Raw genomic sequence first — 15,608 nt, forward strand, 5'->3', positions numbered from 1 at the left:
CAACGATAAGGAGGACATCATGCCGACATTGCATTTTAGCGAGCACGCTTCGCCGGCTATAACAGTGCTTGAGGATGGCACGCGCGTGTATCGGACGTGCTCGGCAGGTATCGGGTGTCACAACCTGGGCTGTGGGCTTAAGGTGCACGTAAAGGACGGGCAGCTGGTGAAAGTGGAGGGCGACGAGGAGCATCCCATAAGCAAGGGCCGCCTGTGTGTGCGCTGTTTGACGGCTAAGGAGTACTACTACCACAAAGACCGCCTGCTCTACCCGATGAAGCGCGCCCGGGAGGATCGTGGGCGCAACCGCTGGGAGCGCATCAGCTGGGATGAGGCGCTTGAGACCATCATTGCTCAGTATCGCAAGACCGTAGAAGGCTATGGCATTGGTGCGGTGAGTGTGTGGTGTGGTACGGGGCGTGAGGCAAGTCAGATTCACTTTCAGATGGCCAACGATGTGTTCGGCACCGTGAATGCTGTACATCCCAACAGCGGGTGGTCCTGCATCGTGCCGCGCATGGCGGCCATGTTGTGGACTATGGGTAGCTCCTATATCGAGGCCGACAACGCCATCGGGTTTCCTGACCGCTACGACGATCCACGTTGGGAATGCCCACGATACCTTCTTGTGTGGGGACGTGACCCTTTGCGTTCTAATCCGGATGGTCTGTTTGGGCACTCTCTTGTGGAGATGATGAAGCGTGGGATGAAACTGGTGGTGGTTGACCCTCGTGTGAATTGGCTGGCGACGCGTGCAGAAGTGCATCTGCAGCTGCGTCCTGGTACGGATGGTGCGCTTGCTCTCGGGCTACTGAACGTGGTCATTGAGGAGGATCTCTATGACCATGGCTTTGTGGAACAGTGGTGCTACGGCTTCTATGAGCTGGCTGAACGCGTGCAGGAATACCCGGTGGATCGTGTGGCGAAGATCTGTGAGGTTGATGCCGACGACATTCGTACAGCTGCTCGCTGCGTGAGCCAAGTTCCCTCAGCGCTTTCCATGGGGCTGGCGGTCGACCAGAACCCGAACACGTTGCAGATCGGCCATGCGCTGCTCTCGCTGTTTGCCATCTGCGGCAGCATGGATGTTCCGGGCGGCTGCTTCATGGGCCTGCCGCCCATTTTCGCCGGCATGGCAGAGAACGCACCCGTAGCCGACGGGGTGGGGGAGCCCGAGGGGCTGGCCAAGTTCGGCAATGTCGGCGTGGAGCCGCTCGGGCACGACCGCTACCCGGCCATGAGCGCCATTGTGAACACGACGCACCCCGACGCAACGCTCGATGTGCTGGAGACAAACGTACCCTACGGCATCCACTTTGCATACGCATTTGGGCACAACACGCTCTCCTGCATGGTGCCGCAGCCTCAGCGCTGGTATGAAGCCATGCGTAAAATCGACTTCATAGCTGTGGCTGATCTATTCATGACGCCCACCATCATGGGCTTGGCGGACCTCGTGTTGCCAGCGGCGACATTCTTTGAAAAGCAGGGCTATGTGTCCAACAACAATGCCTCGCAACCTGGGCAGATGGGTGCTATCGTGCCAGTGCTTGAGCCGGCAGGTGAATGTCGCGCCGACTTGGAAATTATGCTCGAATTACATCGCCGTTTGTATCCGGATAGTGAAAAGCCAGGCTGGGCGTCAGCAACTGACTTCATCGACAGTCAGCTGGGGAAAATGCGTGGTGTGGATGCCACATACGACGATCTGTGCGAGCATGTCATTGGTCAGTACGAAATAGAATACCGCAAATACGAGAAGGGGCTTTTGCGTGCTGACGGGCAGCCCGGCTTCAACACGCCTACGGGTCGCATAGAGTTGTACTCCACCGTGCTGCAGAACCTTGGCGACGACCCGCTGCCCTACTACTTAGAGCCCAAGTTTAGTGCCGTATCGCGCCCCGACCTGGCCGAGGAGTACCCGCTCACGCTCACGACCGGAGCACGTCGCTTTACGTCGTTTCACTCAGAGAACAGGCAAATTGCCACATTACGTGAAATTCATCCTCAGCCGACTGTAGATATTCATCCCGCTACCGCTGCGGGGTACGGCATTGCTGAAGGCTCGTATGTCTGGGTGGAGAACCACTTGGGACGGGCGAGGATGATGGCTCACCTTACACCCATTGTGAAGGAAAACGTCGTGAGTTGCGATCATGGGTGGTGGCTGCCCGAAGCTGACCCAGAAAACCTGTTTGATGTGTTCGAAATGAATGTAAACCAACTTATCCCACATGAGGAAAATGGCCCCTTGGGATTTGGAACCCACTACAAAAGTATGCCTTGCAAGATCTATCGCACTGAATGAGGAGGAGAATTATGACGAGCTTTGGCCTATTCATCGATAATGAATACTGTACCGGATGTCATTCCTGCGAGGTGGCATGTAAAAACGAGCACGATCTTCCACTCGGGCAGTGGGGTATCAAGGTGCTTGAGCTGGGTCCCTGGAAACTTCCCGATACTAAACGGTGGGAGTACCGCTTCGTGCCCGTGCCGACATCGCTTTGCGACTTGTGTGTTGATCGTATAGCCGCAGGTAAAAAGCCCAGTTGCGTGCATCACTGCTTAGCTCAGGCGCTTGAGTTTGGGTCCTTGGACGAACTTGCTGCTCGCATGGCCGACAAGGGTAAGATGGCTTCCATCTTTATCCCATAACCCCCTGTTGAATCCGTTTCACCCAGTGTTCAAAACTTACTTTTTTATACGTATGCTCCCGATGTGCGCACCACTGTAGAGGCATCCATTGAAAGGGGAAATTATGTCAGATAAAACGAGGATATCAGGTGGACAAATAGGCGTGTTTGTTGCGCTGATGTGTATGTACTTTATTGCACCGACGCACAGCGCGGTAAATGTAGCGTCCACTGGTCTCATGAGCACCTATGGTGTTGATGCAAATGCTATCTCTTATATGGTGTCCATTACCAACTTGCTTGAAATTCCTGCAGCGTTCGTCATTGGTCTTGTGGCTGGTCGTAAGTTGAGTTATCGCATCTGCGCGCTGCTAGCTACTGCACTCGTGTTTGTGGGGGGTCTACCTACCTTTTTGGGTGCGGCGCTGCCTTGGGAGGGAATCCTTGTGACGCGCGCTATCCTCGGTTTGGGGCTTGGCTGCTTTATGCCTGTTGTTCTGGGTGTTATTTCGCTCATGTTCCAGAAGGAATCGGTCCGCGCCACCATGATGAGTATCGCATCGGTGGTGTTCAACGTGGGTATGATCGTGACAACGAATGTAGCTGGCATCTTAGGTGCCATCTCGTGGAACCTTGCGTGGGGTATCTACTTGTTTTCACTTTTGCCCTTCGTGCTCTGCATCTTCTTGCTTACGCCTAAAAACGTTCCGGCTGTTCCCGCTACCGATGCAAAAGGTGAGAAGGTTAAAATTAAGCTGCCTGTGTCCGGTTGGGTACTGCTTGTACTGTTCTTGGGCGGCATCATTATGAGCCAGTCGCTGTTCAACCTTGGTGGCGCAACCATCGGTGCAGTGGTGGACAACCCAGCTGTTATTGGCACTATCTTTTCGTTGTTCTCTGTGGGAGCTATCGCTTCTGCCGTGTTATTTGGACCTGCGTATAAGTTTCTCAAGGCCTATGCTATTCCAGCATTTTGGATTGTGGGTATCGTCGGTTACGTGTTGTGGTATATCGCTCATGTGACAGGCAATGTTGCGTTGTTCTACGTGGCTATCGTGCTTGCCGGCTTTGGTACGAACACCATGACGGTGGGCGTCCCTATGCTGCTGTCCACCTTTGTGGCACCTGCCATTGTTGGTACGGTTATGGGCTTTAGCTACGTGTTCCAGAACGGCGGCGGCTTTCTCGCGTCACCCATTGATCAACTTGTCTCTACGGTGGCAGGCGCCGACGCCATTATGAGCTCCGTGTGGATCTTCGACATTGTTGTAGGAGTTGTAGTGTTGCTAGGTCTGCTCTACGTTGCGAAAAAGGCGAATGCCATGAAGCAGGAAGAAGTAGTCTCTGAATAGTAGTGTTCTCTAGCACGTAAGGGGAGTTCAGAAAACGGAGCAGAGGTGTTATGCCTCTGCTCCGTTTGCTCTATTTGGGTTAATTTGCAAGGTTAAAAAAGGCCCCTTGGCTGTTGCAAGGGGCCCTGAGAAGGTGCTCTTTTGTGAGGGTACTTACGGAAGGAAGATCACCGCTTTAGAACCCTTTTCTTCAAGTTTACGGGAAAGCTCTTCGATAGGCCCCCATTCGATAACATTTGCCAGACAGTGCAGCGCACAGGAAGGAATGCCGCCTGCCGCTATGCGATCGGTACACATATCGCAGTAGCTTGTGGGGAAAGGCAGATAGTTCCATTCCAGTTTGCCCTCGTCCATCTCGAAGGGGCCAAACTCCATCATCTTGATGCCCCACTTGTCCAAAGGGAAGCCATGCTCGTTTTTGCAAGCAAGCTCGCAGCTTTGGCAGCCTGTACAGTACTCGTAATCTATCATCAGCCCTAACTTTTGCATGAGCGGACTCCTTTTCTAAAGCACGCAGGCTTCGCTCGGGGTTCGGTACACTTTGACCGGAAGCTGCTTGTAGGGGGCTCCAAAGCCCATCTTGCCCAGCACGCGGTGCGGTACGAGACTGTTTACGTTGGATTTCCACACGCCGAACAGGTTCGGCTCCTCGCCATCCTCTTCGGGGTACCACCAGCCGTGTGCGGCGGCAACCACGTCCTTGCGGACAACGGGCGTCACCTTGGCTATTTCGTGCGCCTCGCCCCACGGGTTCTCTATGGTTACTTCGTCGCCGTCCTTGATGTCCAGCTCCGCGGCCGTTTCCGGGTGAATTTCGAGGTACGGGTCGGGCGTCAGCTGGCGCAGGCTGGGAATTTGCCGGTGCTCGGAGTGGAACGACGCGTAGTAGCGCGCGCCTGTGGTGCACATAAGCGGATACTCCTTAGCCAAGTCGGGCCGCTCCTCGGCGCCGAGCTTCGGGGGGAAGTAGTACGGCAGCGGGTCGTCGCCGAGCGCCTGGTAGCCGGTGGACCACAGTTCCACGCGGCCGGTGGCCGTTTGGAAGCCGGGTTGTCCGTCGGCGCGGATGAGCCCACGTTCGTGCTTGCGGTAACCGCCGATGTCGTTCGTGGCCACCACCTTCTCGGACAGCTCCTCCCACGTCATGTCCATCTTGCCTACGTCATCGGTCAGATACTCTTCCACCGTTTTGAAGGGGTATTCCTCGTGATAAGCATGCTCGTAGAATGCGTTGCCGAAGTGGATAAGCATTTCCAAGTCGGACTTACATTCGCCCACTTGAAGACCTTTGTTTATGGCTCCGGCAATACCCATTTGGCATCCCTGGTTCGTCATAACGATGCCATCGTGCTCGGCCCACGTGGCCAAGGGCAGCACGACATCGGCAAGGGCCATGACGGTGGGCGTCATGAACATCTCCTTGGCCACGGTGAACTCCATCTTCATGAGCGCGTCGTGCCAGCGCTTCGGCTGGGCGGAGCAGGTGGGGGACAAGAGGTTCGTGGAGTCGATCCAGGCCATTTTCAGCTCGTAGGGGCGTCCCGTCTCAAGCGCCTCCAGCGTGATGTCGGGATGCGTGGTGTTCAGCAGCACCTTCACGATGGGGTAGACGTCCCAGCCAATGCACTTGTTCTTGAGTTCCTCACTCATGAAGTCGGTGGCTCCGGTCATTTCGAACTGCATTTGTACGCCCACGACGGTACCGCCGGGTACGTCGAGGTTGCCCGTGATAGCGGCTATGGCGATGAGGCCCTGCGTCACCTGGCAGCCGTTGGGGTTCTGGTCCACGGCCACGCCCATGAGCAGGCTCCAGCGATGCACGCCGTCAAAGCCCAGCTTGCGGGCGCACGCGTAGATCTCCTCCGCTGTGATGCCGCACGTTGTGGCGGCGAACTCGGGCGAATATTCTTGCACGCGTTCGGCCAACTCATCAAAGCCATAGCACCACTTTTCGATAAAGTCATGATCAATGAGATCTTCGTTTACCAGTACGTTCAAGATGGCTAATACGAGCGCGGCGTCCGTTCCGGGTATTACCTGCAGTACCTGGTCTGCGCGCGTGGCGAGCCAGTTCAAACGCGGATCAACCATAATAAGTTTGCTCCCGCGTTTCATGAGCTCGATAAGTGCATGGCCCCACAAACCGTCAGGGTTTGATTTGAGCGGCTCCTTGCCGAGGCAGAATACGTAGTCGGGTACAACGAACTCCGGGTTGTTCCATACGTCTACGTAGCCGCCGCCGTAATCAAGCTCAATGTAAGCGCTCCCAAGCATCATGGTCATGGCTGTTTGCCGAGGTCCCATGCATGACCAGCCCGATTGCGCGTAACAGTTGTTTGGCGTGCGTAGCACCTTGGACGACAGCGTGAATCCGTAGCGTACGGCCTCACGCCCCGTGCCCATGTACACACAGATGGCTTCGGAGCCGTATTTTGCGCGAATCTCCTCTGTCCTGGATACAATGAGGTCGGTGGCTTCGTCCCAGCTGATGCGCTCCCATTTGTCGAGGCCGCGGTCCTCGCGGGCGCGCTTCATGGGATATAAAATGCGGTCGGGGTGATACACTGCCTCTTTTAGCGCGAGGCACCGTGGACACAGCCTTCCTTGTGTGAGCTGGTGATCCGGGTCACCCTCTACTTTGACAAGCTCACCATCCTTTACAAAGAGCTTGACTCCGCAGCCTACGGCGTGACAGCCCGGTGGCGACCACGCGCACGTGCGCACAACTTCTGTGCCATCATCGAGCACGGTCTTCTTCGGCGTTGGATGATCTTTGAAATGAAACGCCATAACGCACTCCTCTCCTCAGGTTTCCTTCTGCGACCCACTACCGCTATCTCGGTACGGGTTTGGCAGAGCTTGCCGATGATTCGGCGCTTCGATGGTACGAGCCGGCAGGTAAGTTTCCCAGCCTTCAGCCGCGCCTTCTCGTGAAGCTTTGAGCACGCTGAATAAAGGAGGACGGCACTTACAAACTTACTTTTTTGCCCGTATTCTGCGGCCAGTTCGGTAAACGAGAGGAGCGAGTATGGTGAAACGCATCGATATGGAAGTCGAGCAGGGCGGAACCAATGAGGTGCGGCCTGATTTCTTCCGCGAACCCCCGGTGAAATATACAGGCGGTGATCTGCCGTGGCAGTGGGAAGAAGATGGCCTGGTTGCAACCCGCACCGGAGCGTGGGCGGCTCCAGGTTGTCATGACGGCTGCGGCGTCATTGTGTACACGGATAAAGAGACGGGCCGGTTCGTGAAGGTGGAAGGCGACGAAGAGAGTCCCTACTACCAAGGGCGCCTGTGTGCCCGCTGCATCGCTCTTAAGGAGGCGGTGTACCATCCCGACCGCGTCCTGCACCCGATGAAGCGCGATCCGCGCGACCGCGGCAAGGCTGACAAGTGGGAACGCATCTCGTGGGACGAGGCGTACGCGCTGATCAAGGAGAAGTTCGACACCATCAAGGCCGAATCGGGCGCGAAAGCCGTCGTGTTCCACCTGGGAACCGGTCGCGGCACGGCACCTTATATGACACGGCTGCAGTACGCGTTCGGTTCCGTGCAGTACGCCTACATGCTGTCGGGCAACAGCTGCTATGTGCCGCGCGTGGGCGCCTCCAACGTGCTCATGGGTACCTACACCGTGCCCGATTGCTCGCAGAACCACCACGACCGCTACGATCATGAGGGCTGGGTGCCGCCCAAGAACATATTCATTTGGGGTAACAACCCGCTCGTGTCTAATGCCGATGGCAACCTGGGCCACTGGATCGTCGACTGCATGAAGCGCGGCAGCAAGCTCGTGGTGGTGGATCCGAAGCTCACGTGGCTTGCTGCCCGCGCCGACCTGTGGCTGCAGATTCGTTGCGGCACCGATGCCGCGCTCGCGCTGGCTATGGGCAAATACATCGTCGAAGAGGATCTCTACGATCATGAATTCGTGGAGGGCTGGTGCTACGGTTTCGAGGAGTACTACGAGGCAACGCGTGAATGGACGCTCGAGCGCGCGAGCGAGGTCACCTGGATTCCTGCGGAGAAGATCGCCTGCGCCGCGCGTATGATGGCCGAGAAGCCTACGGCAGTACAATGGGGACTTGCACTCGACATGACCATGGAGTGCCTCGCTGGCTCGGCTGCCGTCATCGACCTGTGGTCTATCACCGGACAAATTGACATCCCGGGCGGCATGGTGACAGTGCACCAACCATTCAACATTCAGACGTGGAACCCGCCCGATCCAGCCGAGTGTCTCACGCTCGAAGAGCAGAAGCAGCGCATCGGCGGCGAGGATTTTCCGGCGCTCAAATATTCGGGTGTGGTACTGACGCAGGCTGACATGACGGTTGATCAAATGCTGTCGAACCGCCCGTACAAGATACGCGCGAATTGGATACAGTCCACGAACCCGCTGTCGTGCACGGCTCAGGAGCCGAACACGCGCATGGAGCAGGCCTACCTGAACGCGGAATTCAACGTCATGGTGGATCCATTCATGACACCTACGGCGCAAGCGTGTTGTGACGTGTTTTTGCCCGTGTGCCTCTACCCCGAGCGCAACGGCATTCGCTCCATCTACTACCACGTTCAGACCACAAACAAGGCGTGTGAAGCGCTTGGCGAAAGTAAGTCGGACATGGAAATATGCTGGGAACTCGGACGCCAGTGGAACGCGGACATGTGGCCAGGCGAGACGCTGGAAGAGTTCTTCACCTTCACGATGAAGGAAACCGGTATGACGTTCGAGGAGGCGCGCGCCGAGAACTGGATCTACCCCGAGTATCACTACGAGAAGTTCCGCACGGGTGAGCAGCGCCCCGACGGCAAGCTCGGCTTCAACACACCCACGGGCCGCATTGAGTTGTACTCCACGCTGTTCGGCCAGTGGGGTCAACGCCCGGTGCCCCACTTTGCCGAGCCGCCCTACAGCCCCAACCAGGTGCCCGCGCGCTTTGACAAGGGCGAGTATCTGGCGAAGTACCCGCTTATCATGACCACAGGCGCGCGCCAATGGGCCTCGTTCCACTCCGAGCATCGCCAGATTCCCCACCTGCGCGCACTGCATCCCAACCCCGAGTTCGAAATCGCACCGGCGACGGCTGAGGCGTACGGCGTGCGTCACGGCGACTGGTGCTGGATCGAGAACCATCTGGGTCGTGTGCAGATGAAGGCAAACGTGTCGCCGGTTCTGGACCCGTCCACCATTTCGCTCGACCACGCGTGGTGGTTTCCCGAGCGTGACCCGGAGGACGATGGAGCCGGATGCTATGACACGTATCTTTCCAATCCAAACGTCATTGTGGAAGCGGGATGTGGAGAGAGCGGTTTTGGCAACAATTGCAAGTCGCATATGTGTCGCGTGTACAAATGCGAGCCGGAGGAAATTGTCGGCGACACCGACATGGACTATATCGTGGAGCGTTTCGCGATGAACGAGGAGCTGGTGTAAATGGCAAACGACAAGGTCTTCGGTCTTCTGATCAACTATGAATTCTGCACTGGCTGCCACTCGTGTGAGGTGTCGTGTCAGATGGAGCACAATTTGCCACCAGACCGCTGGGGTATCAAAATTCAGAAGGTGGGTCCCTGGCACATTGGCGGAGATGACTACCAGTACGATTTTGTACCTGTACCCACCGACCAGTGCAATCTCTGTGGAGAGCGCACGACGAAAGGCAAGAAGCCGTTGTGCGTGAAGCACTGTCAGAGCCTGGCTATGCGTTTTGGTTCAGTGGACGAACTTGTGCACGATATAGACGGCACAACAAAATACGTCCTCTTTGTGCCCAAGGCCGGTACGCTGCGGTCATAAAAATGATTGCATCTTAGTCTGCGGAAAAGGGCCTAGCGAGGGGTCCTTTTCCCTTTTACGAAGGAGTTCATCATGGTTGCTTACGGCACGACCGTACGAGTGCACTACGTGGGAACATGCGCAGACGGCACGGTGTTCGATAGCACTGAAGGTTTGGAACCTCTTGAGTTCACCGTGGGTTCGGGAAAGGTAATTCATGGCTTTGACGAAGCGGTTGCGTCCATGAAGGTGGGGGAGACAAAATCTGTCACGGTACCAGCGTGTAACGCATTCGGCGTATGGTGCGAAGATAAAGTGGAATGTGCTCCCTTGTATGCACTTCCGAATGCGAAAGACGTACGTGTGGGCAAGTTGTTCTACTTCGTGACGGAGGTGGGTATACGCATTCCTGCCAAGGTGCTGGATATCGAAGCGGGAGTGGCGCGCATCGATTTTAATCATCCTCTCGCAGGTCAGGATCTTACGTATCAGATCGAACTGCTGGATGAGTTGGGCTGACGTAGCTGTATAGATTTTAGCTTCGGGTTTAGCGCTCTGCTGGAGCCAGAAACTCCATGTTGGAGAGGCCGTAAAGGTCAACAAGTTTGAACGAAATAAGCAGTAAGAGTCTGACATCTGGGTTGTCCAGATCGAGTGCCAGTATCTTTTTGGCTTTTTCGAGCCGGTAAACGAAGCTACTGCGTTGCAAGTTAAGGTGCTTGCTTGCCTCGCTGGAGTTGCAACCTGATACGAGGTATGTTTTCAGAGCAAGGTATAGGTCCTGGTTTTGCTGCGCGAGTTCGATGAGTGGTCGTGGGCAGAAACGCTCAGGATTCATTTCCTTCATGATGAAGTTCATACCAATGTTGAGTGCATGATCGGTGAATAGAATAAGCTGGTCATCGTTTGCGGCATAGCCTTGCCGCAAGGCTGCAAATGCCTGTCGGTAGCTGTCTCGCAAACTGCGTAGTCCGTAGTACGGTGCACTTGCACCTGCGATGAGGTGGTGCTCCTTGGCGAAGTGCCTAAAGTTGGTAAAGAACTGCTCGTGAGGTATATTCATGCGCGAGCAGTTCACCACGGCGATAATGCGGTTCTCTGCAACGAATGCCAAGCAATCGAACGTCGCCTGGAGGCGACTGCATACGGCGGCATAGGGGCGCATGAAACAGCAGTCTTGAATTTGCAGGGATGACGCAAAATCGATGCACAGACAGCGATACTCGTCGGCGTCTTGGCTCCACCCTTGCGCGATGGCGCTTTGAATAAGATCGGCATCGGACACCTGTTTCCCCTGGATAAGCGCTTTTAACGAGGAATGGGCATTGATGAACGGCTGACTGCTCCCCGTGGCACTATTCGCACGAAACAGCCGCTCGATAGCAGCAGCAAGCGTGAGCATGGGTGCGCAGTCATGCTCACCGACGGGCTGGTAGTTAGGATGGACGGAAAGGACAACAGCATATTCGGGTGACAGTGTAATAGTTGAACGTAGCACGGTGCAGTGAAACGCGTGCATCGTGGAAAACGTAGGAACGTGAGACGCAAAGTTTTCGCCGCCTTGCTCGTCTTCTACGCCATCGAACATCATGCTTGTGGGAAGATACTCGCCCTCTGTGATGAGATCGGTTTGTTCGCGCGTAAAGCGTTCATTGCGGTACACGCGGTAGGCAAGAACGCGGCTGAACGGGTCGGTAATGCACAGATCGTTTTTGAAGATCTTGAGGCTTGCGTTTACGAGATCGGGAAGCTCGCCGCCTCGCTCAACAATCATACCGAGTTCGCGTTCCCAAGCGTTGAGACGTTGGAATGCCTCTTGGACAGCGTTAAAGGTTTTGCTCTCCTGGTACTCCGCATTGACCCACACAATATCGCAGTTCTTTGCTTCGAGGCAGTATGCAGGAGGCACGCCACGACACACGAAGGTGAGCGCGAGGTGCGGGTTGCGGCTCAGTTGTCGCTTAATTTTGTCTTTAGCGTTTTCGAGATCTTGGTGGTTAGTTACATAGACGATATGTTCTGAGAGACGGGGTTCGCCGGCACCAAATAGTGCTGGATAGTCAAGGGTTGGCTCGCATGCATTTGAGCATATGCTGGAACCTGCGACTGCTTCGCCCAGTTCGTGCTCGATGGTTTGAAGACTCAATTTCATGGCACGCCTTCGGAGAGGTTTTGTTGATGCTGCTATTTTACCATCGAGGTAGGCATGCTCGCCTCTCTTCCATTTTGGGAATGCTTCTTCGAAAGGGGGTGTGTTACAATGCACATACAATCGGAACGGAGGATGCCATGAGTACCACGTATACCATGAGGATGCAGGAAGGGCAAAAGAAGCTCATCAGCGAATATGCCAAGATGCAGGGTGTGTCCATGGCCGATCTAATGATTTCCTCAACGCTTGATGTCATTGAAGACGCTTTGGATTTGCGCGATTGGAAAGCCGCGAAGGAAGAATTTGACGCGCATCCGGTCACGTATAGTAACGATGAAATTATGCGAGAATTCGGGCTGAGATGACCGCCTGGAAGTTGGAGTATTCCGAGGCTGCTCGGCGTCAGCTTCATAAGATGGATGCCGGACAGCGTACGCTGGTGCTGTCGTGGATGAATAAGAACATCGACGGATGTTCCGACCCACGTTCGCAGGGAAAGTCGCTAACCGGCCAGCTGCCAGGCATGTGGCGCTATCGCATAGGGAATTACCGTGTGTTATGTGATCTACAGGACGACCGCGCGGTGGTGGTTTCTATCAAAGTGGGTCACCGTCGCGATGTGTATAGATGACGGGCGTGGGGAACGTGATTATCTGAGAGATTGTGCTCGCAGGGCAGAAAACAACCTAACTGTTAGCGAAACAGTTCGTCGTGTGATCCGGTGCGTTGAAACACTGCCAAGCCTTCGCCTGTTTTCCAGATGAGAAGCCAATCTCCCGCGTTTGCGACATGGCATTCATAGCTGCCCTTCCAAACGCCAGTGAGCACATGCATATTGTGACGACGCACAAGTTCGTTGTGGCTTCGCTCGCTATTCTCAAGCACGAGGGCGAAAACGCTTTCAAGAGGTGCTGTGTCCACGTGCTTTTTTTGAAGCTGTTTGAAGTCGCGCTTGAATTGGGGAGTGAATCGAGCACTCAGGCGCGCCATTTAAGCCTCCAGGGCTTCCATGAGTTCCTCGACGGTTTTGTATCCCGGTTTCCCTTCGGCAATGATGCGATCCGCTTCTTCGATGGCGCGCAAAGATTCCTCGTTGGGCAGCGGCGTGGTGATGTTAAGGGGAATGGCTCGCTCGCGCACCATTTGGCGATAGAAGGCGCGCGTGACCGAAGAAAGATCGAAACCAAAGCTCTCGGCGATGCGGGCAGCTTCTTCTTTTATGCTCTCGTCCACGCGGACGGTAACCGATGCCATAGCCATGAGATCCTCCTTGTGCTTAATAATTTATAACTAATGCAAGACGATAGTATCAGTATGTCTTACATTTCGCAAGAAGGAGGGCTGCCAAAAAGAGGTAAGGAATGTTTCGTGAGTTCTCTAAAACAGCACTTATCGTTATAACGAGGCAAGTTTTCATGGTTAGCGTACTTGGCAATCCGGCGCGTTCAAGTGTGACGCGCTTCGCGCTACAGATTACACCAAGGGCTGGTTGCCATCCCTACCGTAATGACGAGGGCGTGTTCTCCTGCGATTAACGTGCTTGCATGGTGGCCCCCCGTAGGGTCACTCCAGTGCACCCGCTCCGCCATAGGCGGAGAACGCAACCTCAACCTGTGTTTTCGCGCTTGCGCGCGAACGGGGCTGTAACAAAAGTTCCCTTTGTGAGTTTTCGTAGGGCAAGGGCTCTGCCCTTGCCGCTCAAGGGGAATAAACCTAATGGTCAAACGTAGTTGACGGCAAGGGCAGAGCCCTTGCCCTACGGGCAAGCTGGCAGGTTAAGTGCTTTTGTACCTCTCCCTACGGAGGTTTCCCCAACTGCATGGCAAGACCAACAAGTCAGTCAGCCCGCGTCGTAAAGCTAGGCAAGGCAGCCGCCTCATGGTGAAATAGATAGCGCGATAGCGCGCCACACTTTGATGGGCGACGATCGCTCTGCCAGAGGTGGAAACGCAATCGGCAAAAGGTATGCCAAAGGGAGGCTGACTCTGATTTCAGCTTTGCGCGACACTCAGTTCCCGAGAAAATGGCAGGGATCGCCGTTTGGGTACGGATTTTCGAATTCGAAAGAGGCGAATATTCTCTCCCGATAAAGAAATGCCTGGTCGTGATTTCCCAAAACCCATTTCAACCCTCGTAATCCGTACCTAAACGGCGATCTCTGCCAACCAGTTCCCAATCAAGTGCCAAGCTGCGATCATTCGCTACCATCCCTCTCAAACAACAATCGGCCGCAGGCTTGTAGCCTGCGGCCGATCTCATCTCGGCGAAACGTGGCGTTCAGGGGGTTGCTGCGCTTCGCGTTGATGGTTGGTGAATCCTCGCCCGCCAAGGCGGGGAGGGGTGTGATGTGCGGAAGAACTCTGCTACTTCTCGCCTTCAGCCTGCGAAGACGTGGCATACTTGCTGCAGCGTGCCATGAATACGATGGCGCATACCACGCCAATCACGCCCACAATACCCAGCGGCACGGCGGTCATCGCCCAACTTCCCGTGGACTCCACGATGGCACCCGCGATGGGGGCTGCAGGAATACCACCGAAGTTCGACCCGATAGGCAGTGCGGCCATGACCAGCGCCACGCCAGCCGGGGTCTTAGCGGCCCATTGTGCGTTCGAGAACAGTGCCGGCGGCACAATGTTGGTGAACAGGCCTACGAGTACGGCAACCACAATAATCATTGCCTGACCAGTAAAGATAAACTGGATGATGCCCGCAACGGTGCACAGCACCATGGTTCCCACCAAAATCAACGGCTGGTTCTTCACCTTGTTCAGCACCACGCCAATGATGAGCGAACCAATGATGCCGGTGACGGTGGTGATGGACGAGATGGAGTTCGCGGCCGCCATGTCCATACCCACAAGCGGGGTCTGCAAATACGTGGGCGCCATGGCCGACCACACGGAGAAAATGAAGGCAAAGCATGCGAAGATAATAACCAGAAGCCACGAGTTCAGCGAGGTCAGGCCTGCCCACGGCTTCACGTCGCCGCTGCCAGCCACCATCTGCATCTCTTCGGCGTGGTTGATGCGTACGCCGAAGACGGTCAGCACCAGGCCTACAACCACAATGGCCAGGCATACCCACCACACGCCTTGCCAGCTGCCCGTGGCATTCAGAATAAACGCGTAGGAGTTCAGCATAATGAGGGATCCGGCCGCGGTCCAGCAGGCCCAAATGGAGTTCGGCAGGCCGCGCTTGGCCGGATCCTTAAACAGAAGGGCAATGAGCGTCGGGCCGGCCGTGGCCAAAAAGCCGTTGCCGAGGCCGCCGATGAAACGTGACGCAATGAACACTTCCACGTTGGGGGCCAGCACGCCAATGAGCGAGTCGAGCGCCATGCACACCAGCGCGGCAATGAGCATGCCCTTCGGCCCGATCTTCGTCTGAATCATACCTGTGGCAAACGCAATGATAGTGCCGGCCACCGAGCAGGCAGACATGAACCATCCGGCCTGGCCCAGGTCGCATTGGAAGTACGCCATGAGGCTGCCCATGGCGGGCGGTACCTTAAAAAAGCCAATGGCGAAAATGGCTCCCATAATAAATATGAGAATAAAGTTCGCCCACGCGTTGCCGGTCTTTGCTTTTTCCATAATTTCCCTCTCCTCTTGTTGGCAGGTCCTGCCAGGTTGACCGTAGGGCAAGGGCTCTGCCCTTGTCACCAACTACGTTTGACCTGGCAAGTT

At 55.6% G+C, this 15,608-nt stretch carries 14 protein-coding genes; 8 read left to right on the forward strand and 6 right to left on the reverse strand.

Annotated elements, in window-relative coordinates:
• Nucleotides 1-19: 19 nt before the first annotated feature.
• From QNJ86_RS07440 to QNJ86_RS07450, 3 genes are all read left to right on the forward strand, one after another.
• Nucleotides 20-2,308: a molybdopterin-dependent oxidoreductase gene (locus QNJ86_RS07440; protein WP_283831971.1), complete on the forward strand. Its 2,289-nt coding sequence runs from the start codon at nt 20-22 to the stop codon at nt 2,306-2,308.
• A gap of 11 nt (nt 2,309-2,319) precedes the next feature.
• Nucleotides 2,320-2,658, forward strand: a complete 339-nt coding sequence (locus QNJ86_RS07445) for a 4Fe-4S dicluster domain-containing protein (protein WP_283831972.1) — start codon at nt 2,320-2,322, stop codon at nt 2,656-2,658.
• A 103-nt stretch (nt 2,659-2,761) separates the two neighbouring features.
• The gene (locus QNJ86_RS07450) at nt 2,762-3,988 is read left to right on the forward strand and encodes an MFS transporter (RefSeq protein WP_283831973.1); all 1,227 of its coding nucleotides are present in this window, start codon (nt 2,762-2,764) and stop codon (nt 3,986-3,988) included.
• A 153-nt stretch (nt 3,989-4,141) separates the two neighbouring features.
• Here the strand turns inward: QNJ86_RS07450 and QNJ86_RS07455 are convergent, their stop codons facing one another.
• The gene (locus QNJ86_RS07455) at nt 4,142-4,477 is read right to left on the reverse strand and encodes an oxidoreductase (protein WP_283831974.1); all 336 of its coding nucleotides are present in this window, start codon (nt 4,475-4,477) and stop codon (nt 4,142-4,144) included.
• Between the two features lie 15 nt (nt 4,478-4,492).
• Complete coding sequence (locus tag QNJ86_RS07460; protein ID WP_283831975.1) at nt 4,493-6,778, reverse strand: molybdopterin-containing oxidoreductase family protein; 2,286 nt, start codon at nt 6,776-6,778, stop codon at nt 4,493-4,495.
• A gap of 238 nt (nt 6,779-7,016) precedes the next feature.
• Here QNJ86_RS07460 and QNJ86_RS07465 point away from each other — a divergent pair, with 238 nt between their 5' ends.
• From QNJ86_RS07465 to QNJ86_RS07475, 3 genes are all read left to right on the forward strand, one after another.
• A complete protein-coding gene (locus QNJ86_RS07465; RefSeq protein ID WP_283831976.1) occupies nt 7,017-9,425 on the forward strand; it encodes a molybdopterin-dependent oxidoreductase in 2,409 nt (802 codons plus the stop codon).
• Entirely contained in the window at nt 9,426-9,788 is a 363-nt protein-coding gene (locus QNJ86_RS07470) for a 4Fe-4S dicluster domain-containing protein (protein ID WP_283831977.1), read from the forward strand.
• Between the two features lie 72 nt (nt 9,789-9,860).
• The gene (locus tag QNJ86_RS07475; RefSeq protein WP_283831978.1) at nt 9,861-10,286 is read left to right on the forward strand and encodes an FKBP-type peptidyl-prolyl cis-trans isomerase; all 426 of its coding nucleotides are present in this window, start codon (nt 9,861-9,863) and stop codon (nt 10,284-10,286) included.
• A 28-nt stretch (nt 10,287-10,314) separates the two neighbouring features.
• Here QNJ86_RS07475 and QNJ86_RS07480 read toward each other — a convergent pair whose 3' ends face one another.
• Nucleotides 10,315-11,919, reverse strand: coding sequence for a PucR family transcriptional regulator (locus tag QNJ86_RS07480; RefSeq protein WP_283831979.1), 1,605 nt, complete (start codon nt 11,917-11,919; stop codon nt 10,315-10,317).
• A gap of 137 nt (nt 11,920-12,056) precedes the next feature.
• Between QNJ86_RS07480 and relB the strand changes: the two genes are divergently transcribed.
• On the forward strand, nt 12,057-12,284 hold the full coding sequence (gene relB / locus QNJ86_RS07485; protein WP_283831980.1) for a type II toxin-antitoxin system RelB family antitoxin: 228 nt from the start codon (nt 12,057-12,059) through the stop codon (nt 12,282-12,284).
• Nucleotides 12,281-12,550: a type II toxin-antitoxin system RelE family toxin gene (locus QNJ86_RS07490; RefSeq protein ID WP_283831981.1), complete on the forward strand. Its 270-nt coding sequence runs from the start codon at nt 12,281-12,283 to the stop codon at nt 12,548-12,550. Before relB ends, QNJ86_RS07490 begins: the two co-directional genes overlap by 4 nt.
• 62 nt (nt 12,551-12,612) lie before the next feature.
• Here QNJ86_RS07490 and QNJ86_RS07495 read toward each other — a convergent pair whose 3' ends face one another.
• From QNJ86_RS07495 to QNJ86_RS07505, 3 genes are all read right to left on the reverse strand, one after another.
• Nucleotides 12,613-12,909 (reverse strand): type II toxin-antitoxin system RelE/ParE family toxin, encoded by a 297-nt coding sequence (locus QNJ86_RS07495; RefSeq protein WP_283831982.1) that lies wholly within the window; start codon nt 12,907-12,909, stop codon nt 12,613-12,615.
• Nucleotides 12,910-13,179, reverse strand: a complete 270-nt coding sequence (locus QNJ86_RS07500) for a type II toxin-antitoxin system RelB/DinJ family antitoxin (RefSeq protein WP_283831983.1) — start codon at nt 13,177-13,179, stop codon at nt 12,910-12,912.
• A gap of 1,103 nt (nt 13,180-14,282) precedes the next feature.
• Nucleotides 14,283-15,515 (reverse strand): MFS transporter, encoded by a 1,233-nt coding sequence (locus QNJ86_RS07505; RefSeq protein ID WP_283831984.1) that lies wholly within the window; start codon nt 15,513-15,515, stop codon nt 14,283-14,285.
• Between the last annotated feature and the right edge of the window lie 93 nt (nt 15,516-15,608).

The sequence above is a fragment of the Gordonibacter faecis genome (assembly GCF_030077735.1).
Taxonomy (GTDB): domain Bacteria; phylum Actinomycetota; class Coriobacteriia; order Coriobacteriales; family Eggerthellaceae; genus Gordonibacter; species Gordonibacter faecis.